22 protein-coding genes are annotated in these 25,522 nt (G+C 71.2%); 11 read left to right on the top strand and 11 right to left on the bottom strand.

The window, feature by feature from the left end; genetic code table 11:
- The coding region (locus ACIQOU_RS32840; protein WP_401542916.1) for a class I tRNA ligase family protein at positions 1–1,292 on the bottom strand (1,292 nt) is incomplete at its 3' end.
- Between the two features lie 640 nt (positions 1,293–1,932).
- Here ACIQOU_RS32840 and ACIQOU_RS32835 point away from each other — a divergent pair.
- From ACIQOU_RS32835 to ACIQOU_RS32815, 5 genes are all read left to right on the top strand, one after another.
- Positions 1,933–2,910, top strand: coding sequence for a TraR/DksA family transcriptional regulator (locus tag ACIQOU_RS32835; protein ID WP_401542913.1), 978 nt, complete (start codon positions 1,933–1,935; stop codon positions 2,908–2,910).
- 61 nt (positions 2,911–2,971) lie between these two features.
- Positions 2,972–3,544: a signal peptidase II gene (gene lspA / locus ACIQOU_RS32830; protein WP_401542910.1), complete on the top strand. Its 573-nt coding sequence runs from the start codon at positions 2,972–2,974 to the stop codon at positions 3,542–3,544.
- Between the two features lie 115 nt (positions 3,545–3,659).
- Positions 3,660–4,604: an RluA family pseudouridine synthase gene (locus tag ACIQOU_RS32825; protein ID WP_401542908.1), complete on the top strand. Its 945-nt coding sequence runs from the start codon at positions 3,660–3,662 to the stop codon at positions 4,602–4,604.
- A complete protein-coding gene (locus tag ACIQOU_RS32820; protein ID WP_401542905.1) occupies positions 4,601–5,071 on the top strand; it encodes a GNAT family N-acetyltransferase in 471 nt (156 codons plus the stop codon). Before ACIQOU_RS32825 ends, ACIQOU_RS32820 begins: the two co-directional genes overlap by 4 nt.
- A gap of 87 nt (positions 5,072–5,158) precedes the next feature.
- Positions 5,159–6,745, top strand: coding sequence for a Na+/H+ antiporter (locus ACIQOU_RS32815; RefSeq protein ID WP_401542902.1), 1,587 nt, complete (start codon positions 5,159–5,161; stop codon positions 6,743–6,745).
- A gap of 113 nt (positions 6,746–6,858) precedes the next feature.
- On the opposite strand, the gene ACIQOU_RS32810 is transcribed toward ACIQOU_RS32815, so the two are convergent.
- On the bottom strand, positions 6,859–7,977 hold the full coding sequence (locus tag ACIQOU_RS32810) for a mechanosensitive ion channel family protein (protein ID WP_401542900.1): 1,119 nt from the start codon (positions 7,975–7,977) through the stop codon (positions 6,859–6,861).
- Positions 7,978–8,102: 125 nt separating this feature from the next.
- On the opposite strand from ACIQOU_RS32810, the gene ACIQOU_RS32805 reads away from it, so the two are divergent.
- Entirely contained in the window at positions 8,103–8,672 is a 570-nt protein-coding gene (locus ACIQOU_RS32805) for a dienelactone hydrolase family protein (protein ID WP_401542897.1), read from the top strand.
- Between the two features lie 15 nt (positions 8,673–8,687).
- Here ACIQOU_RS32805 and ACIQOU_RS32800 read toward each other — a convergent pair whose 3' ends face one another.
- From ACIQOU_RS32800 to ACIQOU_RS32780, 5 genes are all read right to left on the bottom strand, one after another.
- Positions 8,688–9,029, bottom strand: a complete 342-nt coding sequence (locus ACIQOU_RS32800) for a hypothetical protein (protein ID WP_401542895.1) — start codon at positions 9,027–9,029, stop codon at positions 8,688–8,690.
- 98 nt (positions 9,030–9,127) lie between these two features.
- Positions 9,128–10,810: an alkaline phosphatase D family protein gene (locus ACIQOU_RS32795; protein WP_401542892.1), complete on the bottom strand. Its 1,683-nt coding sequence runs from the start codon at positions 10,808–10,810 to the stop codon at positions 9,128–9,130.
- Positions 10,811–10,924: 114 nt separating this feature from the next.
- On the bottom strand, positions 10,925–11,740 hold the full coding sequence (locus ACIQOU_RS32790; RefSeq protein WP_401542889.1) for a thioredoxin domain-containing protein: 816 nt from the start codon (positions 11,738–11,740) through the stop codon (positions 10,925–10,927).
- 205 nt (positions 11,741–11,945) lie between these two features.
- Positions 11,946–12,638 carry a hypothetical protein gene (locus ACIQOU_RS32785; protein ID WP_401542886.1) on the bottom strand — a complete coding sequence of 231 codons (693 nt, stop codon included), beginning with the start codon at positions 12,636–12,638 and terminating at the stop codon, positions 11,946–11,948.
- A gap of 85 nt (positions 12,639–12,723) precedes the next feature.
- Positions 12,724–14,073 carry a DUF2252 domain-containing protein gene (locus tag ACIQOU_RS32780; RefSeq protein WP_401542884.1) on the bottom strand — a complete coding sequence of 450 codons (1,350 nt, stop codon included), beginning with the start codon at positions 14,071–14,073 and terminating at the stop codon, positions 12,724–12,726.
- Between the two features lie 270 nt (positions 14,074–14,343).
- Here ACIQOU_RS32780 and dnaE point away from each other — a divergent pair, with 270 nt between their 5' ends.
- Complete coding sequence (gene dnaE, locus ACIQOU_RS32775; RefSeq protein ID WP_401542882.1) at positions 14,344–17,883, top strand: DNA polymerase III subunit alpha; 3,540 nt, start codon at positions 14,344–14,346, stop codon at positions 17,881–17,883.
- A gap of 181 nt (positions 17,884–18,064) precedes the next feature.
- Here dnaE and ACIQOU_RS32770 read toward each other — a convergent pair whose 3' ends face one another.
- Positions 18,065–18,232, bottom strand: coding sequence for a hypothetical protein (locus tag ACIQOU_RS32770; protein WP_401542879.1), 168 nt, complete (start codon positions 18,230–18,232; stop codon positions 18,065–18,067).
- Positions 18,233–18,466: 234 nt separating this feature from the next.
- Between ACIQOU_RS32770 and ACIQOU_RS32765 the strand changes: the two genes are divergently transcribed.
- The 4 genes from ACIQOU_RS32765 to ACIQOU_RS32750 all read left to right on the top strand — a co-directional run bounded on the left by ACIQOU_RS32765 (position 18,467) and on the right by ACIQOU_RS32750 (position 22,485).
- Positions 18,467–19,711, top strand: a complete 1,245-nt coding sequence (locus tag ACIQOU_RS32765) for an NYN domain-containing protein (RefSeq protein ID WP_401542877.1) — start codon at positions 18,467–18,469, stop codon at positions 19,709–19,711.
- A 171-nt stretch (positions 19,712–19,882) separates the two neighbouring features.
- On the top strand, positions 19,883–20,857 hold the full coding sequence (locus tag ACIQOU_RS32760; RefSeq protein ID WP_401542933.1) for an ABC transporter ATP-binding protein: 975 nt from the start codon (positions 19,883–19,885) through the stop codon (positions 20,855–20,857).
- Between the two features lie 88 nt (positions 20,858–20,945).
- Positions 20,946–21,770, top strand: a complete 825-nt coding sequence (locus tag ACIQOU_RS32755; RefSeq protein ID WP_401542875.1) for an ABC transporter permease — start codon at positions 20,946–20,948, stop codon at positions 21,768–21,770.
- A 34-nt stretch (positions 21,771–21,804) separates the two neighbouring features.
- Positions 21,805–22,485 (top strand): AAA family ATPase, encoded by a 681-nt coding sequence (locus ACIQOU_RS32750; protein WP_401542873.1) that lies wholly within the window; start codon positions 21,805–21,807, stop codon positions 22,483–22,485.
- A 587-nt stretch (positions 22,486–23,072) separates the two neighbouring features.
- Here the strand turns inward: ACIQOU_RS32750 and ybaK are convergent.
- The 3 genes from ybaK to ACIQOU_RS32735 are packed head-to-tail and all read right to left on the bottom strand — an operon-like array spanning position 23,073 to position 25,407.
- A complete protein-coding gene (gene ybaK / locus ACIQOU_RS32745; RefSeq protein WP_401542870.1) occupies positions 23,073–23,573 on the bottom strand; it encodes a Cys-tRNA(Pro) deacylase in 501 nt (166 codons plus the stop codon).
- Positions 23,574–23,581: 8 nt separating this feature from the next.
- Positions 23,582–24,322 (bottom strand): LON peptidase substrate-binding domain-containing protein, encoded by a 741-nt coding sequence (locus ACIQOU_RS32740; RefSeq protein ID WP_401542867.1) that lies wholly within the window; start codon positions 24,320–24,322, stop codon positions 23,582–23,584.
- A gap of 11 nt (positions 24,323–24,333) precedes the next feature.
- Complete coding sequence (locus ACIQOU_RS32735) at positions 24,334–25,407, bottom strand: hypothetical protein (protein WP_401542864.1); 1,074 nt, start codon at positions 25,405–25,407, stop codon at positions 24,334–24,336.
- Positions 25,408–25,522 lie beyond the last annotated feature (115 nt).

The raw sequence follows: 25,522 nt of genomic DNA, 5'->3' as shown, positions 1-25,522 counted from the left end.
TTGGTCTTCTCGTTCTCTTCGAGGAGACGGTCCTTGACGGCGGTGGTGCGGATGTACCAGGAGGGCTGCGCGTAGTAGAGCAGCGCGGTGTGGCAGCGCCAGCAGTGCGGGTAACTGTGCTCGTACGGCAGGTGCTTGACGAGCAGGCCGCGCGAGGCGAGGTCCTCGGTGATCCGTTCGTCGGCCTTCTTGAAGAAGACGCCGCCCACGAGGGGGATCTCGTCCTCGAACGTGCCGTCCGGACGGACCGGGTTGACGACGGGCAGGCCGTAGGCGCGGCAGACCTTGAGGTCCTCCTCACCGAAGGCGGGGGACTGGTGGACCAGACCCGTGCCGTCCTCGGTGGTGACGTACTCGGCGTTGACGATGTAGTGCGCCGGAGCCGGGAACTCCACCAGCTCGAACGGCCGTTGGTACGTCCAGCGTTCCATCTCGGCGCCGGTAAAGGTCTGTCCGGTGCTCTCCCAGCCCTCGCCGAGCGCCTTGGCCAGGAGGGGTTCGGCGACGACGAGCTTGTCCTCGCCGTCGGTCGCGACGACATAGGTGACGTCGGGGTGGGCGGCCACGGCCGTGTTGGAGAGCAGCGTCCACGGGGTCGTCGTCCACACCACGAGGGCGGCCTCGCCGGCCAGCGGTCCCGAGGTGAGCGGGAAACGGACGTACACGGACGGGTCGACGACCGTCTCGTAGCCCTGGGCCAGCTCGTGGTCGGACAGGCCGGTGCCGCAGCGGGGGCACCAGGGGGCGACGCGGTGGTCCTGGACCAGCAGGCCCTTGGAGAAGATCTCCTTCAGCGACCACCAGACGGACTCGATGTACTCGGGCTCCATCGTGACGTACGCCTCGTCGAGGTCGACCCAGTAGCCCATGCGGGTCGTCAGCGCGGAGAAGGCGTCGGTGTGCCGCAGCACGGACGCCCGGCACCGGTCGTTGAACTCGGCGATGCCGTACGCCTCGATGTCCTTCTTGCCGGAGAAGCCCAGCTCCTTCTCCACCGCCAGCTCGACCGGCAGGCCGTGGCAGTCCCAGCCCGCCTTGCGGGCCACGTGGTGGCCGCGCATGGTGCGGAAGCGGGGGAAGACGTCCTTGAAGACGCGGGCCTCGATGTGGTGGGCACCGGGCATGCCGTTGGCGGTGGGCGGACCCTCGTAGAACACCCATTCGGGGCGGCCCTGGGACTGCTCCAGGCTCTTGGCGAAGATCTTCTGCTCACGCCAGAAATCGAGCACGGCGTGCTCCAGCGCGGGCAGGTCGACCTGGGCGGGCACCTGGCGGTACGTGGGCGTTGTCATCAGCGGGCTTCCTCCGGCGGACTTGCTGCCTTCCGTCCGGAGGGACGAGAGCTGTGTCCTTCTGCGCCGACCTCGGCGCGCTCCCGCGGTACCACCCTCCTTGGCCCTCCGGCACGGGTCGTGCGCCGGTGAGCCCCCTCATTGGGGTCGCGATGCCGGTTCTACTGGCCCGATCCGGGCGTTCCTCCGGCGGCTCCGGGGTGATCTTCGCGTCGCGCGGGCCCCCGGGCTTCCACCGTCCCCGGGTCGCTCTGGGCTGCGTACGCCGCTACTCGTCCCCATCCATGCTGCTCGCTCCGCCCAGTGTACGGCGCCGCACGGACAGCGGCCGACCGGTTTTCCCGGGCCCCGGGAGAGGGCCCAGGGGAGGGCTCGGGAGCGGGCTCGGGAGCGGGCTCGGGAGCGGGGCGGGGGTGCGGGGCGGATGACCCGAATGGATCGGGGCGCGTGTGTGGATTCCGGGACGTCCCGCTGTGCGGATTACCCGGCGGGGAGCTGGGCACAACGGATGAGGGCTCGCCGAGCGGTCGGTGCGGGCCCGGCGAATCGGGCGGCGGCGCCGTTGCCGCGGGGCTGAAGTCGATTTATCGTCCCAGCACGATTCGCGTGCAAGATCACAATATGTGAAGGGGCCGCGGCCATGATGGCGAAGAAGACGGCAGCCAGGAAAGCCGCGGTCCGCACGACCGACCACGACGAGGGTGAGGAGAGCCCGGCAGCGGAGCCCGGGGGAGTGCCGGACGGAGGCGGGGAAACCGCCGCCAAGAAGTCCACCGCGAAGAAGACCACGACCAAGAAGGCCGCGACCAAGAAGGCCACGACGGCGAAGACCGCGGCCAAGAAGACCGCGGCCAAGAAGACCGCTGTCAGGAAAACCGCCGCCAAGAAGGCTGCCGGTGAGAAGGCGGCGGCCCCTGCGGCACAGGCCGTGAAGAAGGCCGCTGCGGGGAAGAAGACAGCGGCGAAGAAGACGGCGGGGAAGGAAACGGCCGCCAAGAAGGCGAGCGCCGACCAGGCGGGCGCCCACGAGGCGGGCGCGGCGGGACCGGTCGCCAAGAAGGCGGCCGCGAAGAAGAGCACGGCCAAGAAGGCGGGCGCGGCGCGGGCCGCGAAGCAGACGGGAGCCACGACAGTGGTTGCGAAGAAGACCCCTGGAACGGCCGGGACGGCCACGACGGCACAGCGGGCCGTCCCCAAGGCGCGAGCGGTCGCGGCGGAGCCCGGCGAACTCGCGGTCCGTCCGGGCGAGGACCCCTGGACCCCGGCGGAGGTCGAGGAGGCGCGCACCGGGCTGCTCTCCGAGGGGGCACGGCTGCGCGCCGAGATCGCGTCCTCCGAGGAGGCCCTCGCCGGGCTGATGCGTGACTCCGGGGGTGGAGCGGGCGACGACGACGCGGACACCGGCACCAAGAACATCACCCGCGAGCACGAACTGTCGTTGGCCGCCAACGCGCGCGAGACGCTCCTCCAGACCGAGCACGCCCTCCAGCGGCTCGACGCGGGCACCTACGGCCTGTGCGAGAACTGCGGCAACCCGATCGGCAAGGCGCGGATGCAGGCGTTCCCCCGGGCCACCCTCTGCGTCGAGTGCAAGCAGAAGCAGGAACGCCGGTACTGAACCCCCGGGGCGGCGTGTCGTACCCTCGTCCTCAGTCAGGTACCTAGGTCGAGGGACTCACGTGGCAGAGGCGGAGCGCATCATCGGTACGCCGGACATCCCAGAGGCGACGCAGGCCGAGGCGGAGCAGTCCGCCGAGCGGCCGCGGGGCAAGCGCCGTATCGGCCTGCTGTTCGCGGTCGCCGCCTTCGCCTACGCCCTCGACCTGAGCAGCAAGATGGTCGTGGTCGCGAAGCTGGAGCATCACGCGCCGATCGACGTCATCGGGGACTGGCTGCGGTTCGAGGCGATCCGCAACGCGGGTGCCGCCTTCGGCATCGGCGAGGCCTTCACCGTGATCTTCACGATCATCGCGGCGACGGTCATCCTGGTGATCGCCCGGCTCGCCCGCAAGCTCTACAGCCTGCCCTGGGCGATCGCCCTCGGCCTGCTGCTCGGCGGTGCGCTCGGCAACCTCACCGACCGGATCTTCCGCTCACCGGGCGTCTTCGAGGGCGCGGTCGTCGACTTCATCGCTCCCAAGGGCTTCGCGGTCTTCAACCTCGCCGACTCGGCGATCGTCTGCGGCGGCATCCTGATCGTGCTGCTCTCCTTCCGGGGCCTGGACCCGGACGGGACCGTCCACAAGGACTGACCTGCCCGGCCGAGAGGACTGTCTGTCCACAGGCGCCGACCGTCCGCGAGCTGAGTTGTCCACAGGCGAAGGGCGGGCGGTCGGGAGTGTCGGGCCCGTCCGGCATACTCGACGGGTGAGCACGATTCCCGAGATCCGCAGCCTGCCCGTGCCCGACGGCCTGGAGGGCGAGCGTGTCGACGCCGCCATCTCCCGGATGTTCGGCTTCTCCCGTACCAAGGCGGCCGAGCTGGCCGGGGCGGGCAAGGTGCAGGTCGACGGCTCGGTGGTCGGCAAGTCCGAGCGGGTCCACGGCGGCGCCTGGTTGGAGGTCGAGATGCCGCAGGCGCCCGCGCCCGTGCAGATCGTCGCCGAGCCCGTCGAGGGCATGGAGATCATCCACGACGACGACGACGTCGTTGTCATCGTGAAGCCCGTCGGCGTCGCCGCGCACCCCTCGCCCGGCTGGAGCGGCACCACCGTCATCGGCGGCCTCGCGGCGGCCGGTTACCGCATCTCCACCTCGGGCGCGGCCGAGCGCCAGGGCATCGTGCACCGGCTCGACGTCGGCACGTCCGGCCTGATGGTGGTGGCGAAGTCGGAGCGCGCGTACACCTCGCTCAAGCGCCAGTTCAAGGAGCGCACGGTCGACAAGCGCTACCACACGCTCGTCCAGGGCCACCCCGACCCGACCAGCGGCACCATCGACGCGCCCGTCGGCCGTCACCCCCAGCACGACTACAAGTGGGCCGTCACCGCCGAGGGCAAGCCCTCCGTGACGCACTACGACCTGATCGAGGCGTTCCGCGCGGCCTCGCTCCTGGACGTGAAGCTGGAGACCGGGCGCACCCACCAGATCCGCGTTCACATGTCCGCCCACCGCCACCCCTGCGTCGGCGACCTCACCTACGGCGCCGACCCGACGCTCTCCAAGCGGCTCGGGCTGACCCGGCAGTGGCTGCACGCCGTCCGGCTCGGCTTCGAGCACCCCGGGGACGGCGAGTGGGTGGAGTTCGCCAGCGACTACCCGGCCGACCTCCAGGAGGCCCTGGACCGGGTCCGCGAGGAGACCTACGGGTGAGCGGGCCGGCCTGCACCGTGCGGGTCGCCGAGGATCTCGCCGACCGGGAGGCCTGCTTCGCGGTGCGCAAGGAGGTCTTCGTCGTCGAGCAGGGCGTGCCGGAGGACCTTGAGTACGACGACCTCGACGCCGTTGCCGTGCATGTGCTGGCGGTGCGGGAGGACGGGGCGGCGCTCGGTACCGGGCGGCTGCTGTGCGGGCCCGAGGCGGCCGCGCGGACCGGCGGTGACCTGTCCCTCGGGGTGCTGGGGCGGCTCGCGGTGACCCGGCAGGCGCGCGGGCTCGGCGTCGGGGTGGCGCTGGTGCGGGCCATCGAGGACGCGGCACGCGCGCGTGGGCTCACCGCCGTCGACCTGCACGCGCAGACGCGGGCGCTCGGCTTCTACGAGCGGCTCGGATACGTGGCGTACGGAGCCGAGTACCCGGAGGCGGGCATCCCGCACCGGCCCATGCGGCGCGCTCTGTAACCCGGCACCCCGGAAGCCTCCGGCCTGCCGACGGCGTGGCACTCTTGGCTCTGCCGTCCGTTCGTCGATCTTGCCGGAGCGCTGACCGTGGACCAGCTGGCCCTGTTGTTCGTGTTGTTGCTCGGGGCCCTGATCAGTGTCCCCGTGGGTGACCGGTTCGGGCTGCCCTCGCCGGTGCTGATGACGCTTCTCGGGATCGTCCTCGCGGTCCTGGACTTCGTCCCCAATGTCGACATCCCGCCCGGACTGATCCTGCCCGCGCTGTTGCCGCCGCTGCTCTACGCGGCCGTGCGGCGGACGTCCTGGCGGCAGTTCACGGCAAACCTCCGGCCGATCTTCCTGCTCGCCGTCGCGCTGGTGTTCGTCACCACCCTGTGCGTCGCCCTCGTCGCGCACGCGATCGTGCCGGGGCTGCCGGTCGCCGCCGCCGTCGCGCTCGGCGCGCTGGTCGCGCCGCCCGACCCGGTCGCCGCGACCGCCGTCGCCGGGCAGCTCGGACTGCCGCGCCGACTGGTGTCCATCCTGGAGGGCGAGGGCCTGTTCAACGACGTGACGGCGATCGTCCTCTACCACGTGGCCATTGCCGCCGCCGTCAGTGGATCGTTCGGGGTCGGGGAGGCGGCGTTCGCGCTGGTGCTCTCCGCCGTCGTCGCCGTCGCCGTCGGGCTCGCCCTGGGGTGGGGCGCGAACAAGCTGATGAACCTGCTCGACGACGCGACCCTCCAGATCGGCCTGACCCTCCTGGTCCCGTACGTCTCCTACGTCCTCGCCGAGGAACTGCACGGCTCCGGCGTGCTCGCCGTGCTCACCACCGCGCTGTTCCTCGCCGAGTACGCCACCGACGCCGACGACGTCATGACGCGGCTGGCCGGACACACGTTCTGGGACATCGTCGACACCCTCGTCACCGGCGTCGCGTTCGGGCTGATCGGGCTCGAACTGCACAACGCGCTGCGCACGGCGTCCGGACGGTGGGGCGAGATGCTCGGCTGGGCGGCGGCCGTCGTGGGGGTGGTGGTGCTGGTGAGGCTGGTGTGGCTGCTGCCGGCGACCTGGCTGACGAAACGGCTGCACGCGAAGCGGGACGTCGACGAGGAGATCCCGATGACCTGGCGGGAGACCGTCGTCATGTGGTGGGCGGGGATGCGGGGCGTGGCGTCGGTCGCGCTGGCGCTGGCGATCCCGCTCACCGTCGACGACGGCTCCGGGTTCCCCGACCGGGACGAGATCGTGTTCATCGCGTTCGGCGTGATCATGGCGACGCTGGTGCTCCAGGGACTGACGTTGCCGTGGCTGGTGAAACGGCTGGACGTACGGGCCGACACCGAGCGCGAGCAGGCGTTCGAGCGGGAGTTGGCGGTGCGGGCGGCGAAGGCAGCGAAGGCCCGGCTCAAGGAGATCGAGGCCGTCGAGGAACTCCCGGAGGAACTCTCCGAGCAGATGCTGCGGCGCGCCTTCGACATCGGGGTGCGGATCAGCCCCGACATGGGCGAGGAGGAGCGCCGGGAGGCGCATGAGCAGCGGGTGCGGCGGCTGAAGCGGGTGCGGCGGATTCAGGGCGAGATGATGAGCGCGGCTCGGCACGAGGTGTTGGCGGCGCGGAGTGAGCCGGGGGCCGATCCGGAGATCGTGGACCGCGTGCTTCGGCATCTCGACGTGCGCAGTCTGCGGTGAGTTTCTGCCCCGCCCCCGCACCACCCGTTTCCAGTCCCGTGGCTGCACCGCCGTTCGCCTTCTGGGGAGCTGAGCGAACGGCGGTGCAGGGGGCCGGGGTTGAGGGATGGGGGTCAGCCCCGGGTTGTTCTAGGGGTTTCGTGGGCTCGGCGTGGGGAGGGTGGGGTTTCTGGTGGGGTTTCTGACGGGGTGTCCGTGGGGGGTAGGAGCGCCTCTGCCGTGTTGACGCGGGGGAGGGCGTAGGGGTGGGTGGTGGTGAGCCAGGTGAGCATCTGTTCGCGGACCGTGACGCGGACCGTCCAGATGTCGTCGGCGTCCTTCGCCGTCACCAGCGCCCGCACCTGGATGGTGTTGGGCGTCGAGTCCGTCACGACCAGCCCGCACGCCCGGCCGTCCCAGGCCGCGCACTGGCGCAGGATGTCCCGCAGCCGCTCCCGCATCAGGTCGAGGGGCGCCGAGTGGTCGAGGTGCCAGTAGACGATGCCGGTCATCTGGGCGCTGCCGCGCGACCAGTTCTCGAACGGCTTCGAGGTGAAGTACGACACCGGCATGGTGATCCGGCGTTCGTCCCAGGTCCTGACCGTCAGGAAGGTCAGGGTGATCTCCTCGACGGTGCCCCACTCGCCGTCCACCACCACGGTGTCGCCGAGCCGCACCATGTCGCCGAAGGCGATCTGTAGTCCCGCGAAGAGATTGCTCAGCGTGGACTGTGCCGCGACACCGGCGACGATGCCCAGCACCCCCGCCGAGGCCAGCAGCGAGGCACCGGCCGCGCGCATCTCCGGGAACGTCAGCAGCATCGACGACACCGCCACCACGCCGACGATCGCGGTCACCACCCGCATGATCAACGACACCTGGGTCCGCACCCGGCGCACCCGGGCGGCGTCGTGATGGGCGCGCGCGTACCGGCTGTACGTCGTCTCCACGACGGCTGCGGCGATCCGCACCACCAGCCAGGCCGCCGAGCCGATCAGCACCAGGGTCAGGGCCCGGCCGACGGCGACCCGGTGCGCGTGCACCAGCCGGGCCAGATCGTAGGAACCTCTCAACAGGGCCGTGCAGAGCACCAGTTGATAGGGGACGCGGGCGCGGCGCAGCAGATCCCACAGCGGGGTCTCGCCGTGCCGGGCGTCGGCTTTGCGCAACAACAGGTCGGTGGCCCAGCCGATGATCAGTGTCAGGACGACGGAGCCGCCTATCACGATCAGCGGGCGGAGTACGTTCTCCATGCCAGGGAACGTAACCGGCTCCGGGCGCTCATGAACATGTGACGTCGGACGCGATCCGGGTACGGGCCCGCCCGCGCGGTCGGGCACGCGGGGGCGTTGTCAGTGGTGGCTGGCACGATGGGGTCATGAACATCATGCTCTTCCACTCGACCTACGGGCTCAGACCGGCGGTGCGGCAGGCCGCCGAGCGGCTGCGCGGCGCCGGGCACGAGGTGTGGACCCCGGACCTGTTCGACGGACGCACCTTCGACACGGTCGAGGAGGGCATGGAGTTCAACGCCGGGGTCGGCAAGGACGAGCTGCTCAAGCGGGCCGTGCTGGCCGCCGCGCCCTACTCGGACCGGGGCCTGGTGTACGCCGGGTTCTCGCTCGGCGCCTCCGTCGCGCAGACCCTCGCCCTGGGCGACGAGAAGGCGCGCGGTCTGCTGCTTCTGCACGGCACCTCGGACATCGCGGCGACCGCGTCGGTGGACGGGCTGCCGGTCCAGTTGCACGTGGCCGAGCCGGACCCGTTCGAGACGGACGACTGGCTGAGCGCCTGGTACCTCCAGATCGGCCGGGCGGGCGCCGACGTCGAGGTGTACCGGTACCCGGGCGCCGGGCACCTCTACACCGACCCGGACCTGCCGGACTACGACGAGGAGGCGGCCGAGGCCACCTGGCGGGTGGCGCTCGGCTTCCTCGACACGCTGTAGCGCGCGGCTACCTGGTCAGCACGCCTTGGGCGGGTGGACCAGCGAGACGAAGTGCCCGGAGTACACCCAGGCGGTCGGCTGCGAGTCGTAGATGTGGTACCAGAGCGCCCCCGAGGGGGTGTTGGTGGTCGAGCAGGCGATCCGCAGCACCGTGTTCTTCGGCTCCACCCGGTAACGCGTGGACGAAGAGGTGGGCTTGGCGTATATCGGGGCGCCGTTCTTGTCCAGCACCGTCAGGTTGACGAACGCCGGTGACGCGGTGGTGGCCGCCTGGGCCGAGGGGGCGGCGAGCCCGCCGAGAGCCAGGGCTGCGGCGAAGACCGCGGTCTTGGTCAGGACACTTTGGGGGGTGGCCATATCGCTCCAATCGCAGAAAAAGTGGTGAACCGTCAGGAAGACGGCTCACCGGCGGTATGACGATAACAAGACACCTCGGTCATGGCCGGTTATTTTCCCTACACCGGGTCGTAAGCCCGTTCCACCCGCTGGGTGTTGGCCCGGGTGCGGTAGGAACGGACCCAGGACGAGGTGGCGTTCGGGTCGGTGCGGTCGGACAGGGCGTAGTAGTCCATCTGCGCCCGCGCCGCCGTCACGTCCAGCACGCCGTAGCCGTGGCGGTCGGTGTCGATCCAGTGGACGTGTCGGTTGGCCGCCCGGATCACCGGCGCCGCGACCGCGGAGACGGCGCCCTCGGGGACGTTCAGGATGTCGTCGAGGTTGTCCGAGGTGATCGAGGTGACCACGAACTCGGTGGCCGCCGACGCCGACAGCGGATACGTCCCGGCGTCCACGGGCACGTCGTTGGCCCACGCCATGTGGATGTCGCCGGTGAGGAAGACGGTGTTGCGGATGGCGTGCGCGCGCAGGTGGGCGAGGAGTTCGCGGCGGTCGTCGGTGTAGCCGTCCCACTGGTCGGTGTTGAGGGCGAGGCCCTCCTGCGGGAGCCCGAGCAGTTTCGCGAGCGGCTTGAGCAGGTCGGCGGCGAGGGAGCCGACCGCGAACGGCGAGATCATCACCGAGTTGCCGACCAGCCGCCAGGTGGTGTCGGAGGACGCCAACCCGGCCTTCAGCCAGTCGAGTTGGGCCCGCCCGGTGATCGTGCGGTCCGGGTCGTCGACCGATCCGGAACCGGTGGCCGCCTGCTGGGAGCGGAACGAACGCAGGTCCAGCAGCGACAGATCGGCGAGCTTGCCGAAGCGCAGCCGCCGATAGGTGGTGCCGGCGATGGCCGGGCGGACCGGCATCCACTCGAAGTAGGCACGCTTGGCCGCCGTCTGCCGGTCGGCCCAGGTGCCCTCGGCGCCCTCGGTGTGGTTGACCGCGCCGCCGGACCAGGCGTTGTCGGCGAACTCGTGGTCGTCCCAGATCGCCACCACCGGCGCCCCCGCGTGCAGGGCCTGGAGGTCCGGGTCGGTCTTGTGGTGGCCGTGCCGGACGCGGTAGTCGGCGAGCGTGACGATCTCGTGGGCCGGCCGGTGCGGCCGGACGACCGTGCCGCGCGTCACGTACGCGCCGGAGGCGTACTCGTAGAGGTAGTCGCCGAGGTGCAGCCACGCGTCCAGGTCGCCGCGGGCCGCGAGATGGCGGTACGCGGAGAACCAGCCGGCCTCCCAGTTGGCGCAGGAGACCACGCCGAAGCGCAGGGAGGGCACGGCGGCGTCGGCGGCGGGGGCGGTGCGGGTGCGGCCGACGGGGGAGTCGACGCCGTCGGCCCGGAAGCGGAACCAGTAGTCGGTCGCCGGGGCGAGGCCGCGCAGGTCGGCCTTGACGGTGTGGTCGGACGCGGCGCTCGCGGTGAGGGAGCCGCGCGACACGACGTCGGTCAGCGCCTTGTCGGTGGCGACGATCCAGCTCACCTCGGTGTCCGGGCCGAGCCCGGAACCGGGGGCCGCCTCGGCGGTCGGGGTGACGCGGGTCCACAGCAGGATGCCGTCGGGCAGCGGGTCGCCGGACGCGACGCCGTGCAGGAAGCGCGCGGTCCCGGCGGCCGCGCGGGCGGGGAGGGCGGCGGCGAGTGGGGCGGCCAGGACGGCGCCGGCCGCCGCGGCCCTGACGACCGTACGGCGACGCGGTGACAGGGGCGCGGGGCTCTCGGCGGGTGCGGTGGCGCGCTCGGGTGATCTGTATCGACTGGTCACGACCGATGAGGTTACTGACCGGTACGCACAAGAGCGGGCGAACGCATAAGAGTTCGCCCGCTCTTCCCCTCCTGGTCGACCACCGACGTTCTACGGTCGGTCGCTGACGGTCGGTCAGCCCTTCAGGGCCGCGTCGATCACCGTGTTGAACTGCTCGACCGTCATCGGCGCGTTGCCGCTGCTGTCGACGGTGAGGTTCTTGCCGTCCATCACGAAGCTCGGGGTGCCGCTCACGCCGTCCTTGTTGTTGTCGAAGGTCTTCGACATGGCGAGCGCCCAGGCGTCATACGTCCCCTTCTTGACCGCCGTCTGGAACTTCGCGTTGTCCTTCAGGGCCGGGATCGTCTGCGCGACCTTGATGAGGTACGCGTCGTCCTTGAAGGTGTCGGACGTCTCGTCCGGGTGCCACTTCTTCGAGTACAGCGCGAACTTGTACTTCAGGAACGCGTCCGGGCTGACGTTCAGCGCGGCGCCCAGGGCGCTCAGCGCGTTCTTGGAGCCCTCGCCGTTGTCCTTGCTGTCGATGAACGTGGCGCCTATGTACTGGAGCTTGAACTTGCCGTCGGCTATGTCCTTCTCGACGGTCGTGCCCACGGTCTGCTCGAAGGCCGCGCACACCGGGCAGCGCGGGTCCTCATAGGCCTTGAGGGTCTTCGCGCTCGACTTGCCGATGATGACCGTCGTGCCGTTCGTGCCGGTGGCGTTGGCGGGGACGACGACCTTCTCGTCCTTCACGGCCTCCCAGTGCGAGGGCTTGTTCGCCTGGACGACCGCGTAGCCGATGCCGCCGGCCGCCGCGAGGACCGCGACGACCGTACCGGCCACGACGACCTGCCGCTTGATCTTGTTCTTCTTGGCCTCGCGCTCGCGCTCCGCGCGCAGCCGCTCGCGGGCCGCCGTCTTCGCCGCCGCGCTGTTCCGCTTGCTCATGTGGGTGCTCTCCATCTGGGACGCGCACGGGTGGTGCGCGGGATACGAGTGGGGGAGGGGCGAGGGGTCGTCCCCGGTGCGGTGCGGGCGAACGTCAGTTCCATCCGGGACACCGGTTCCGCCCTGGAGGACAGCGCACCGCGCGCAACGGGTTCGCTGCGGGACGCCATGCCGTTCGGGGCGGTGGTGGTGTCCGGGCGGAGCCTCAGACGACCGCGGGGGAGCACGGCGGGCCGCGCCGTCCCAGGGAGTGCGCCAGCAGGAGATCGCGGGCGGTGGCCGTGCGGCGCGCGGTCCGCGGGAGGCGGGGCGCCGAGGCGCTGGTCCGCACGGTGACCGAGGCCGTGGCCAGCAGCAGCGGCCGGAACGTCGTCGCGGCCAGCGCCCGCAGCGACTGGGCCAGCGCCCGCTCACCCCGGCGCAGCCAGGCCGCGGCCAGCAGGCCGACGCACAGATGCGCGCCGAGCAGCAGCCAGGGCGTCGCCGGGTCGGCGTGCGCCAGCAGCGCGGCCAGCCGGTCCGGCCCGGCACCGGTGACGCGGGCCAGCGGGGTGCCGACCTCGGCGTTGCTGCCGCACAGCACGTCGAGGCCGACGGAGCGCAGGGGACCGGCGACCGGGCCGCCCGCACGCCCGTAACAGATGTGCTGGCCGGTGGTGAAGACCGTGTCGGCGGCCAGCTCCAGCGGGATCAGCAGCGCGGCGATCCGCGCGAAGCCACGCTCCCGGCCGGCCAGCGCGTAGGCGACCGCGAACACGACGGCGGCGACGGCGGCCACCGTGTTCAGCGGCAGCGGGACCCGCGACAGCAGCACGTGCGACGCGCTGCTGAGCGTCACGACGAGCGCCGTGAACAGCGCCGCGCGAACGGCTCTGAGGGGGGTCCCGGATATGTCCATAGCGTGGAGAGTCTGTCACGCGGCCCTGTAAGAGACCCCTAAAAGGTCGCTGTGAGCCCCCACACTGTCACCGACCCGGAATCGTTCAGAGACCTGGAATCCGCCCGTTGCGGAACAGGTCCACGAAGATCTGGTGGTCGGCACGCGCGCGGGCGCCGTAGGTGTGCGCGAAGTCGGTCAGCAGGCCCGCGAAGCCGTCCTCGTCGGCCGCGATCGCCGCGTCGATGGCCCGCTCGGTGGAGAACGGCACCAACGACTCGCCGGACTGGTCGTCCGCCGCCGCGTGCATCGTCGCCGTCGCCCGGCCGAGGTCCGCGACCACCGCCGCGATCTCGTCCGGGTCGTCGATGTCGTCCCAGTCCAGATCGACCGCGTACGGCGAGATCTCCGCGACCAGCTGGCCCGCGCCGCTCAGCTCGGTCCAGCCAAGCCACGGGTCGGCGTGCGCCTGAAGGGCCCGCTGGGAGATCACCGTGCGGTGGCCCTCGTGCTGGAAGTACTCCCGGATCTGCGGGTCGGTGAGGTGCCGGGAGACGGCCGGGGTCTGGGCCTGCTTGATGTAGATCACCACGTCGTTCTCCAGGGCGTCGCTGTGCCCCTCCAGGAGGATGTTGTACGACGGCAGCCCGGCCGACCCGATGCCGATGCCCCGGCGGCCCACGACGTCCTTGACGCGGTAGGAGTCGGGGCGGGCCAGCGACGTCTCCGGCAGCGTCTCCAGATAGCCGTCGAACGCCGCCAGCACCTTGTAGCGGGTCGCCGCGTCCAGCTCCACCGAGCCGCCCCCGGAGGCGAACCGGCGCTCGAAGTCACGGATCTCCGTCATCGACTCCAGCAGCGCGAACCGGGTCAGCGAACGGGCGTCGCGCAGCGCGTCCAGCAGCGGGCCCTGGGCGGTGTCCAGGGTGAACGGCGGCACCTCCTCGCTCTTGGCGCCGGTCGCCAGCGCGTGCACCCGCTCGCGGTACGCGCCCGCGTACACCTCGACCAGCTCGGTGATCTGGTCGTCGCCGAGCGCCTTCGCGTACCCGACCAGGGCGATGGAGGCGGCGAACCGCTTCAGGTCCCAGGTGAAGGGGCCGACGTACGCCTCGTCGAAGTCGTTGACGTTGAAGACCAGACGGCCGTTCGAGTCCATGTACGTGCCGAAGTTCTCCGCGTGCAGATCGCCGTGAATCCACACCCGGGAGGTCCGCTCGTCCAGGTAGGGTCCGCTGAGTATTTTCCCGCCACCCCGCCCGGCGTTCTCGGCGTCCAGGTCGTGATAGAACAAGGCCGCCGTGCCCCGGTAGAACGCGAAGGCCGAGGCGGCCATCTTGCGGAACTTCACCCGGAACGCGGCCGGGTCGGCGGCCAGCAGCTCGCCGAATGCGGTGTCGAAGACGGCGAGGATCTCCTCGCCGCGCTGCTCGTCGTCGAGCGGGTTGACCGACATCGCGGGGTGCCTCCTGGTACGAGGGAAGTGCGGGGAACAAGGACGGGAGCGACGGGAACGCTGCTGTCGTCTCCAACGGGTGAGGGGGCGGTGAAGTGCCCGCGACCCTCCCTGTGAAGGTACGCGGGGAAGCCGCCGGAGTGTCAGTGCCGAGGCATAGACTTCGACGCTGTCCCCCGGACTCTCCGCAGTCCCTCCCGTCTCCCGACCGCCACCCCGTCACGAGGCGCCGCCCCGCGCCGCAGCAAGTCGTCTCCTGGAGGCCGTACCGTGTCCAAACCGCCGTTCACGCACCTGCACGTCCACACCCAGTACTCGCTGCTGGACGGTGCCGCGCGGCTGAAGGACATGTTCAACGCGTGCAACGAAATGGGCATGACGCACATCGCCATGTCCGACCACGGCAACCTCCACGGGGCGTACGACTTCTTCCACTCGGCGACGAAGGCCGGGGTCACGCCGATCATCGGGATCGAGGCCTATGTGGCCCCCGAGTCGCGGCGCAACAAGCGCAAGATCCAGTGGGGCCAGCCGCACCAGAAGCGCGACGACGTCTCCGGTTCCGGTGGCTACACCCACAAGACGATCTGGGCGGCGAACGCGACGGGTCTGCACAACCTCTTCAAGCTCTCCTCGGACGCGTACGCCGAGGGCTGGTTGCAGAAGTGGCCCCGGATGGACAAGGAGACCATCTCCCAGTGGTCCGAGGGGCTCATCGCCTCCACCGGCTGCCCATCCGGCGAGTTGCAGACCCGGCTGCGCCTCGGCCAGTTCGACGAGGCCCTGAAGGCGGCCTCCGAGTACCAGGACATCTTCGGCAAGGACCGGTACTTCCTGGAGCTGATGGACCACGGCATCGAGATCGAGCACCGGGTCCGTGACGGCCTTCTGGAGATCGGCAAGAAGCTCGGCATCCCGCCCCTGGTGACCAACGACTCGCACTACACGTACGCGCACGAGTCGGTCGCCCACGACGCCCTGCTGTGCATCCAGACCGGCAAGAACCTCTCCGACCCGGACCGCTTCCGCTTCGACGGCACCGGCTACTACCTGAAGTCCACGGACGAGATGTACGCCATCGACTCCTCGGACGCCTGGCAGCAGGGCTGCGCCAACACCCTCCTGGTGGCCGAACAGATCGACACCACGGGCATGTTCGAGAAGCGCGACCTGATGCCGAAGTTCGACATCCCGGAGGGCTTCACCGAGGTCACCTGGTTCCAGGAGGAGGTCCGCCGCGGCATGGAGCGCCGCTTCTCGGGCAACGTCCCCGAGGACCGCCAGCGGCAGGCCGAGTACGAGATGGACGTCATCATCCAGATGGGGTTCCCGGGCTACTTCCTCGTCGTCGCCGACTTCATCATGTGGGCCAAGAACCAGGGCATCGCGGTCGGCCCGGGACGAGGCTCCGCGGCCGGTTCGATCGTCGCCTACGCCATGGGCATCACCGACCTCGACCCGATCCCGCACGGCCTGATCTTCGAGCGGTTCCTCAACCCCGAGCGCGTCTCCATGCCCGACGTCGACATCGACTTCGACGAGCGTCGGCGCGTCGAGGTGATCAGGTACGTGACGGAGAAGTACGGCGCCGACAAGGTCGCCATGATCGGCACCTACGGCAAGATCAAGGCGAAGAACGCCATCAAGGACTCCGCGCGCGTGCTGGGCTACCCGTACGCGATGGGCGACCGCCTCACCAAGGCGATGCCGGCCGACGTCCTCGGCAAGGGCATCGACCTCAGCGGCATCACCGACCCGGCGCACCCGCGCTACGGCGAGGCCGGCGAGATCCGCGCGATGTACGAGAACGAACCCGACGTCAAGAAGGTCATCGACACCGCCAAGGGCGTCGAGGGCCTGGTCCGGCAGATGGGTGTGCACGCCGCTGGCGTCATCATGTCCAGCGAGCCCATCGTCGACCACGCCCCGGTCTGGGTCCGGCACACCGACGGCGTCACCATCACCCAGTGGGACTACCCGCAGTGCGAGTCGCTCGGCCTGCTGAAGATGGACTTCCTCGGCCTGCGCAACCTCACGATCATGGACGACGCCGTCAAGATGGTGAAGTCCAACAAGGGCATCGATCTCGACCTGCTGTCGCTCCCGCTCGACGACCCCAAGACCTTCGAACTGCTCCAGCGCGGCGACACGTTGGGCGTCTTCCAGTTCGACGGCGGCCCCATGCGCTCGCTGCTGCGCCTGATGAAGCCCGACAACTTCGAAGACATCTCCGCCGTCTCCGCGCTCTACCGTCCCGGCCCGATGGGCATGGACTCGCACACCAACTACGCGCTGCGCAAGAACAAGCTCCAGGAGATCACCCCGATCCACAAGGAGCTGGAGGAGCCCCTCACCGAGGTCCTCGACGTCACCTACGGCCTGATCGTCTACCAGGAGCAGGTGCAGAAGGCCGCCCAGATCATCGCCGGTTACTCGCTCGGCGAGGCCGACATCCTGCGCCGCGTGATGGGCAAGAAGAAGCCCGACGAGCTGGCGAAGAACTTCGTCCTCTTCCAGGAGGGCGCCCAGAAGAAGGGCTACAGCGCCGAGGCGATCCAGGCCCTGTGGGACGTTCTGGTGCCGTTCGCCGGCTACGCGTTCAACAAGGCGCACTCCGCCGCCTACGGACTGGTCTCCTACTGGACCGCCTATCTGAAGGCGAACTACCCGGCCGAGTACATGGCCGGGCTCCTCACCTCCGTCAAGGACGACAAGGACAAGTCGGCCGTCTACCTCAACGAATGCCGGCGCATGGGCATCAAGGTGCTCCCGCCGGACGTCAACGAGTCGATGTCCAACTTCGCCGCCCAGGGCGACGACGTGATCCTCTTCGGCCTCTCCGCCGTCCGCAACGTCGGCACCAACGTCGTCGAGTCGATCATCAAGTCCCGCAAGGCCAAGGGGAAGTACGCCTCCTTCCCCGACTACCTCGACAAGGTCGAGGCCGTCGCCTGCAACAAGCGCACCACGGAGTCGCTGATCAAGGCCGGCGCCTTCGACACCATGGGGCACACCCGCAAGGGCCTCACCGCCCAGTTCGAGCCCATGATCGACAACGTGGTGCAGGTCAAGCGCAAGGAGGCCGAGGGGCAGTTCGACCTCTTCGGCGGGATGGGCGACGAACAGGCCGACGAGCCCGGCTTCGGCCTCGACGTCGTCTTCACCGAGGACGAGTGGGAGAAGACGTATCTGCTCGCCCAGGAGCGGGAGATGCTCGGCCTCTACGTCTCCGACCACCCGCTGTTCGGCCTGGAACACGTGCTGTCCGACAAGGCCGACGCGGGCATCTCCCAGCTGACCGGCGGTGAGCACGCGGACGGCGCCGTCGTCACCATCGGCGGCATCATCTCGGGCCTCCAGCGCAAGATGACCAAGCAGGGCAACGCCTGGGCGATCGCCACCGTCGAGGACCTCGCCGGTTCCATCGAGTGCATGTTCTTCCCGGCCACCTATCAGCTGGTCTCGACCCAACTCGTCGAGGACGCCGTGGTGTTCGTCAAGGGCCGCCTCGACAAGCGCGAGGACATCCCGCGGCTGGTGGCGATGGAACTGATGGTCCCCGACCTGTCCAACGCGGGCACCAACGCGCCCGTGATCCTCACCATCCCGGCCACCCGGGTCACCCCGCCGATGATCAGCCGCCTCGGCGAGATCCTCACCCACCACCGGGGCGACAGCGAGGTCCGCATCAAGCTCCTGGGCCCGACCAAGACGACCGTGCTGCGTCTGGACCGGCACCGGGTCAAGCCCGACCCGGCGCTCTTCGGTGACCTGAAGGTGCTGCTCGGACCGGCCTGCCTGGCCGGCTGAACCCCGGCCCGCCGGACGCCACCGGGGCCTGTCGGGCCGTTCGCGCGGGCCGTTCGCCCGGGGCGTTCGCATACAGCCGGGCCGTGCAACACGCGCGAGGGGCGCACCCGTTCAGGGGTGCGCCCCTCGGTCTGTTCCGGGTCCCGTGACCCGTGCCGGGTCAACAACCCGTGACGCGAGGTCAGTTGTGACCGAAACGCTTCTCCCGGCCCTTGCGGGCCATGTCACTGGGAGTCGCCTGGGTTATGCGCTGTTCGGCCTGGTCCTGCATCGACGAGGACTTGGCCTGTTCCTGGCTGCGCTCGGCCTGCGACGCCTGCTTCCGGTCCTGCTTCTTGTGCTTGGCCATGGGGATCTGCCTCCTGGAGGGGGTTGAGGGGCCAGGGCCGGGACCAGACTCACATAGACGGACGAAGAACGCATTTCGGATAATTACCGTCTGTGACAAGGGGTTCACGCGCCTCACCGGGGCGCGCGTCACCGAAACGCCACGCCGAAGATCGAGTTCGGGCCGTTAACCTCCGCGCGGTCGGGCAGACTCGAAACAAGCCCGAAGCAACCTCCCGGAAAGAGGGTGGACCGCGTGGACCGCTGCATCGTCCTGGTGGACGCCGGGTATCTGCTGGGGGCCGCCGCGAGTCTCCTCGCCGGAGAGCCGTCGCGTTCCCGCATCACCGTCGACCACCCCGCCCTCATCCAGGGCCTGCGCGACCGCGCCGAGTCCGACACCGAACGGCCGCTGCTGCGCATCTACTGGTTCGACGGCGCCCCCGACCGCGTCCCGCAGCCCGAGCACCGCCGCCTGCGCGTGATGCCCCGGGTCACCGTCCGGCTCGGTGCCCTCACCCGCAGCGACGGCCGCTGGGCGCAGAAGGGCGTGGACGCCGCCATGCACGCCGAACTGACCGAGCTGGCCCGCAACCGCGCCTGCTCCGACGTCGTCCTGGTGACCGGCGACGGCGACCTGCTGCCGGGCATGATGGCCGCCAAGGAGCACGGGGTCGCCGTTCACCTGTGGGCCGTGCAGGCCGCCGACGGCGACTACAACCAGTCCGAGGACCTGGTCGCCGAGGCCGACGAACGCCGGGTGCTCGACCGGACGTGGATCACCCGGGCCGTCCGCGCCAAGGAGTTCGGCGGGGTCTGCGCACCGCAGCCGGCGCCGCGCCCCGAGATCGCCGCGATCCTCTCCGCGCCGCTGCCCGACTCCGGGCTCGGGTCCGGCGCCGAACGGCACTCCGGGCTCACCTCCGCCGCCGAGCGGCCGCCGTCCGACGAGGGGGAGCACACGCAGGCCGAAGGGGAGCGGGACGGCGCGCAGGAGCGCGTTCCGGCGCCCAAGGGCGTGCCCACCCCGAAGGACCTCGCCGCGCTGCGCGCCCCGGGTCACCAGCCCGCCCCGCAGCCACCGAGCGCGACCCTGCGCTGGTCCTCGGACAAGGGGTGGGTCGACCGGCCCACCGCCGAACCTCCGGACGCCGCCTCCATGCCCACGCTGGCCCAGCTGACCACCGCCGAACAGCGCTGGGCCGACCGGGAGGAGGACATCACCACGGTCGGCGGCGACCCCTACGAGGTCGGCCAGGTCTTCGCCCGGCGCTGGATGGAACGCCTCGGCGACCAGGGCAACCTCCAGAAACTGTCCGGCATGTACCCGCGCGTCCCGCACCGCATCGACGGTGAACTGCTGCGCTACGCCGCCCGGTTCGGGCTCCTCGCCCACAAGGACGACCAGATCGACGAGCACGACCGGTACGCCATCAGGGCCGGGTTCTGGCGCGAGGTCGACGTCCGGACGACCGCCGAGCACGCGCCCGCCGGGGAGTGAGCCGCGCCCCGGTCGGCGCGCCCCGGTTCGTCCCCGTTGCGGGGCAATTGGGCACGAGTAGGGATGTGGGCGGGAGCGCCGACCCGGCAACGGCCCGGGGCCGCCGACCCCGTACTCTCGTCCCTTGTGAGTACGCGCATCGGACCGGCACTTCGGCACAGTGGTGATGTCGTGTGCGCGGTGCGCGGACTGACCAAGACCTATCCCGCCGTACGGTCCCGGCGCGGGGCTCCCGGGGCGCCGCCGGTGCGCGCCACCGACGAGGTGCGTCTCGACATCCGCGGCGGTGAGATCTTCGGCCTGCTCGGACCCAACGGCGCCGGGAAATCCACCCTGGTCCGGCAGATCACCGGGCTGATGCGGCCGGACGCGGGCAGCGTCGAGATCCTCGGCCACGACATCGTGCGCCACCCCGAACGCGCCTCGCGCATCCTCGCCTTCCTCGGCCAGGAGTCCACCGCCCTCGACGAGCTGACCGTCTCCCTCGCCGCCGAGACCACCGGACGCCTGCGCGGCCTCGAAACCCGCCGGGCCCGCGCCGAACGCGACGCCGTCCTCGACGAACTCGGCCTCACCGAGATCGCGGGCCGCCCCCTGAAGAAACTCTCCGGCGGCCAACGGCGGCTCGCCTGCGTCGCCGCCGCCCTGGTCGGCGAACGGCCGCTGCTCGTCCTCGACGAACCCACCACCGGCATGGACCCGGTGGCCCGCCGCGCCGTCTGGTCCGCCGTCGACCGGCGCCGCGCCGAACGCGGCACCACGGTGCTGCTCGTCACCCACAACGTCATCGAGGCCGAGACCGTCCTCGACCGGGTCGCCGTCCTCGACCAGGGCCGCGTCATCGCCTGCGACACCCCCACCGGCCTCAAGGAACAGGTGGCCGGAGAGGTCCGGGTCGACCTGGTCTGGCGCGAACGGGCCCCGCTCAACGTCCCCGAGGTCGCCGCCCTCCAGGAACGCGCCGTCGCCTCGGGCCGCCGTTGGACGCTGCGGCTCGCGCCCGAGGAGGCCCGCGCCGTCGTCGCCACGGTGACCGGCGGCAGCGCCTTCGCCGCGCTCGACGACTTCACCCTGACCACGCCCAGCCTGGAGGACGTGTATCTGGCGCTTGGCGGCGCCGTACGGCAGGGGCTGGTGAAGGCATGAGCACACCGGCCGCCGTGTCCGTATGGGACAGGGCCACTGCCGCACGAGTCCCTCATCAGGTCCCTCAGCAGAAGGGGAGCAGCGCGACGTGAGTGTCGTTTCCGCCGATGTCCTGCCGGGCGGCGCCCTGGCCGTGGAGGACGCGCCCCCGGGCGTGGCCGCCGAGCTGGCGCCCCGGGCGCGGCTGTGGCCGTCGTTGGCCGCCGTCTACCGGGCGCAGCTGTCGCGGGCCCGGGTCGCGCGGATTCCGCTGCTGTTCGTGGCGACCTTCCAGTCGATCGGCATCATGATCCTGATGCGGGGCGTGGTGCACGACGGCGCCGAGGCCCAGGCCGTGGTCGCCGGGTCGGCGGTGCTGGTCGTGGCGTTCGTCGCGCTGAACCTGCTCGCCCAGTACTTCGGCCAGCTGCGGGCCAGCGGCGGCCTCGACCACTACGCGACGCTGCCGGTGCCGCCGGCCGCGGTGGTGCTCGGCGCGGCGGGCGCGTACGCCTCGTTCACGGTGCCCGGGACCGTGGTGACCGCGGTGTTCGGCTGCGTCCTGTTCGGGCTGCCGATGGCGCATCTGTGGGTCCTCGCGCTGGTGATCCCGCTGTCCGGCGCCGCCCTCGCGGGCCTCGGAGCGGCCCTCGGGCTCCTCGCGCCGCGCCCCGAACTCGCCACCCTGCTCGGCCAGTTGGGCATGTCCGCGGCGCTGCTGCTGGGGGTGCTGCCGGCCGAGCGGATGCCCGACGCGGTGCGGCTGGCCCGCGATCTGCTGCCGTCGACGTACGGCGTCGAGGCGTTCGCCCGTACGTTCGGGCCGCACCCCGACTGGGCCTTCGTCCTCGGTGACCTGGCCGTCTGCGGCGGGGTCGGCGTCGTCTCGCTCGCGGTGGCCACCTGGGCGTACCGCCGGGCAGCCGTCCGGTGACGCGCCGCACAGACGCGCCTGGCACGATGGCAGAGTGACCGCACCGTTGACTCCCCCTCCGCACGAACAGCCCCCGCACGACGCGTGGCCCCCGGCCGACGGTCCCGAGGGACCCGCCCCGCACGACGGGCTGTACGCCGCGTACGGACAGGACGGACCCGGCATCAAGGCCGAACTGCGCGAGGGCGCCGTGGTCGCCGTGGTGGTCACCGTCGCCGGGCTGCTGCTCGGGCTGCTGTGGTGGTGGCTCGCCCCGCATGTGCCGCTGATCGGTGAGCAGACCGCCACGAGCTGGACGGTCTACCTGGAGGACAGCGAGGGCGAACAGGCGATCGGCGTGGACGGCACGTTCACGTTGCTCGGGCTGGCCTTCGGTGCGGTGAGTGCGCTCGGCGTGTTCCTGTGGCGCCGGCGCGGGGGCGTGCCGTTGGCGGTGGGGCTCGGGGTCGGTGCGCTGCTTGCGGCGCTGGTGGCGTGGCGGCTCGGCAGCTGGCTCGGGCCGACCACCGATGTGATCGCTCACGCCAAGGCCGTTGGTAAGGGGGTCGTGTTCACGGCGCCGCTGAAGCTTGGTACGAAGGGGGCGTTGTTGGCGGCGCCGTTTGCCGGGCTGCTTGTGCATCTTGGGTTGACCGCGCTCTTCGGGCCCCGGGAACCCGATCCCTACCAGCAGGACCCTGTCCCGACGGACGGGTACGGGGCCCCGCTGGCGTAACGGCTCCCCAGCCCGGGCGGCTCCCTGACGGGGGGGCAACCGGTCGGTCGGACGAGCGCGGGCCCGTCGTGGCCGATCGCGCAGTTCCCCGCGCCCCTGGGGGGTGGGGGACCGGTCGGTTGGACGGGTGCGGGCCCGTTGTGGCTGGTCGCGCAGTTCCCCGCGCCCCTGGGGGGCAACCGGTCGGTCGGGCGAGTGCGGGCCCGTTGTGGCTGGTCGCGCAGTTCCCCGCGCCCCTGGGGGGTGGGGGGAACGGTCGGTTGGTGGGTGCGGGGCCGTTGTGGCTGGTCGCGCAGTTCCTCGCGCCCCTTGGGGGGCGCTGGGCTGGCGTCGGTCGTTTGCTTGGGGGCCCGGAGGCGCCGGGTGAGGTGGCGCCCTTAAGGGGCGCGGGGAACTGCGCGAGAAGCCCCACGGACCTGCACGTGTCCACGGACCGGGGGGTCTGGCCGGGAGGGGCTGGGGTTGTTGCCGACGGGGCGGGTGGCGCCCTTAAGGGGCGCGGGGAACTGCGCGAGAAGCCCCACGGACCTGCACGTGTCCACGGACCCGGCGGCGCTGTTTAGGCTCACGGGCCCGCGGCTGTGTTGTCAGGGGCGGGTGATCGGGGACAGCGTTGCTGTGGTGAGGGTTGTCAGGGCTGTGGGGGTGAGTTCCACCTCCAGGGCTCGGCGGCCCGCTGAGACGTAGATCGTGGGGTGGGCGGAGGCCGACGCGTCGACGACCGTGCGGAGGCGCTTGCGCTGGCCCAGGGGCGAGATCCCGCCCCGGACATACCCCGTGGTGCGTTCGGCGAGAACCGGGTCAGCCATCGCCGCCCGCTTGCCCCCCACCGCAGACGCCAGCGCCTTCAGATCGAGCTGGCCCGAAACCGGCACGACAGCCACCGTCAGCTCGCCGTCCACCTCCGCGACCAGCGTCTTGAAGACCCGGTCGGGTGAGACGCCCAGCGCCTCGGCGGCCTCCTCGCCGTAGGAGGGGTGCGCGGGATCGTGCGCGTAGGCGTGGAGCGTGAACGGCACGTCGGCCGCGGCCAGCGCGACCGTCGCCGGAGTACCGCCCGCCTGCTGCCTCTTGGACTTCTTGGCCATCGCCCGGCTCAGTTCAGGCTGGTCCGGCCGAGGGTCAGCTCGGCGGCCGGCAGCGAGGGGAGGTTGCGGATGATCGCGGTCTCGGAGCGCAGCAGGACCAGTTCGTCGCGCAGCCGGGACGCGATGTCCGGCGCCTCCAGGAGACGTTGTTTGGTGGGCGTGTCCAGGGTCATCGCGGCCGCGACCAGGTAGGACACCACGGACGGCTCGTCCGGCAACTCCACGCCGGCCGACAGCGACCGCTCCCGCGCGCCCGCGAGCCGCTTCTGGTACTGGCGGAACGCCCGCAGCACGCCCTCGGCCAGCGCCCCGGCCTCCTCGCCGGGTTCCTCGGCCAGCTCCTCCAGTTCGGCTGTCAGAAACGGCCCCGAGGCGTCGACCGACAGCAGCCGCACCCGGCTCGTCCCGGTCGCCAGCACCTCGAAGGTGCCGTCCTCGCGCTCCCGGATCGTCGCCGCGTCGGCGACACACCCGACCTCGTGGAAGGCGGCCGCCGGGTCGTCGCCGAACCCGGCCGCCGGGCCGTGGTCGGCGCTCGCGGTCGGGTCGGGCATGCCGGGCGCACTGGGCGCCACCTCGTAGCCGTCGCGGATCGCCACGACGGCGAACCGGCGTGGGGTGTCCTCGGGGAGCTTCAGCAGCTCGCGCATCATGGCGCGATAGCGCTCCTCGAAGACATTGAGCGGAAGCACCAACCCCGGGAACAGTGCCGAGTTCAGGGGGAAGAGCGGGAGCCGGACGGTGGTCACGGCGCAGAAGCCTAATGCTCGCCGGAGTGTGCGTGTGGCCCGCGCTCACTTCGTGGATGGTCGGACAGGGGTGCGAGGCAGGCCGCGCGGACCTCGTCGCGGGTGGTGAGGAACAGTCCCAGCGGGTCGTCGGAGAGCCGGTCCCAGGGGAACGACGTGGCGTACGGGCCGATCAGCCGCGCCTGCGTGAACGCGTCCTGCCAGCGCGCAAGGCGCACCAGCACGAACATCACCTGGTTGCGCAACGAGGCCGGCGCCGGGTCGGACTCCGGGAACCGGGCGGACAGCGCGACGGCCCGGTCGGCGGCGGCGTCGAGCCGTTGCCGGGGGAGTTCGGGGCCGCAGTCGTCGGTGAGGTAGGCGAGGACCGCGCGGGCCGGGAGCGCCTGGACGAGGGAGGCGGCGGGGGCGTCCTGCGCGGCCCGGTCGGCGAAGTCCAGGCAGGCCTGGTGCGCGCCGTGCCAGGCGGCGCCGAGGTAGCGCAGCGCCGCGACATGGCAGCCGTAGTGGTGCGGGGCCCGGCGGACGGCCGCCGACCACAGCTCCTCGAAATACTTGTGCCCGGCGCCCGCACCGCGCGCGTGGTCCAGCGCGATCCGCCACGGCACCGGGTCCCGGTCGTCGCCCCGCGCGGCGGCCGTGATCAGCGGGCTCACCTCGCGCAGCAGCTCCGCGCGGGCCGGGGAGGGCCAGGCCCGGTCGACCGCGAGCTGGGCGGCGACGGTCAGCAGGTCGACATCGCGCGGGGCGGCTGCGGACCAGCGCAGGAACCACTCGTCGCGGGAGCGCGCGAAGGCCGCCAGGCGCCGCACATAGCGGTCCCGGCGCTCCCAGTCGGCCTGCTGCCGGGTGGTGGCCAGCAGGGCGCAGGCGGGGCCGTGCTCGCCCTGCGCGGCGGCGACCAGGGCGGGGCCGAGCCGGTCGTCGGGCACGTCGAGCAGGACATCGTCGTCCGCGGGCAGCCCGAGGCCGCCGACGGGCGGACCGGTGGCCGGGGCGGGCGGTGCGGCGGGGCGGCGCGGGGCGGTCCTGGGGGTGCGGGCCGCGCGGCTGAACGGGGGCAGCAGAGCCATGGTGTCGACCATTGAAAGACCGCGGATCACCGCGCGCCAGCCGGAAAGGCCAACTCATGGAAAGTTGTGCTGCCATGGGTCAAGGAAAGGCAAAGGGTGACTGTTCAAGCACTGTCCGCGTCCTGTG

The sequence above is a fragment of the Streptomyces sp. NPDC091279 genome (assembly GCF_044757465.1).
Lineage (GTDB): Bacteria > Actinomycetota > Actinomycetes > Streptomycetales > Streptomycetaceae > Streptomyces.
The sequence above is the reverse complement of the archived record's forward strand: the minus strand, read 5'-3'. Positions and strand labels throughout refer to the sequence as shown.

Coding starts and splice junctions, on each gene's coding strand:
- ACIQOU_RS32835 (WP_401542913.1), top strand. CDS start 1,933: ATGATGGCGAAGAAGACGGCAGCCAGGAAAGCCGCGGTCCGCACGACC.
- ACIQOU_RS32810 (WP_401542900.1), bottom strand. CDS start 7,977: ATGGAGAACGTACTCCGCCCGCTGATCGTGATAGGCGGCTCCGTCGTC.
- ACIQOU_RS32805 (WP_401542897.1), top strand. CDS start 8,103: ATGAACATCATGCTCTTCCACTCGACCTACGGGCTCAGACCGGCGGTG.
- ACIQOU_RS32800 (WP_401542895.1), bottom strand. CDS start 9,029: ATGGCCACCCCCCAAAGTGTCCTGACCAAGACCGCGGTCTTCGCCGCA.
- ACIQOU_RS32790 (WP_401542889.1), bottom strand. CDS start 11,740: ATGAGCAAGCGGAACAGCGCGGCGGCGAAGACGGCGGCCCGCGAGCGG.
- ACIQOU_RS32785 (WP_401542886.1), bottom strand. CDS start 12,638: ATGGACATATCCGGGACCCCCCTCAGAGCCGTTCGCGCGGCGCTGTTC.
- ACIQOU_RS32780 (WP_401542884.1), bottom strand. CDS start 14,073: ATGTCGGTCAACCCGCTCGACGACGAGCAGCGCGGCGAGGAGATCCTC.
- ACIQOU_RS32770 (WP_401542879.1), bottom strand. CDS start 18,232: ATGGCCAAGCACAAGAAGCAGGACCGGAAGCAGGCGTCGCAGGCCGAG.
- ybaK (WP_401542870.1), bottom strand. CDS start 23,573: ATGGCCAAGAAGTCCAAGAGGCAGCAGGCGGGCGGTACTCCGGCGACG.
- ACIQOU_RS32735 (WP_401542864.1), bottom strand. CDS start 25,407: ATGGTCGACACCATGGCTCTGCTGCCCCCGTTCAGCCGCGCGGCCCGC.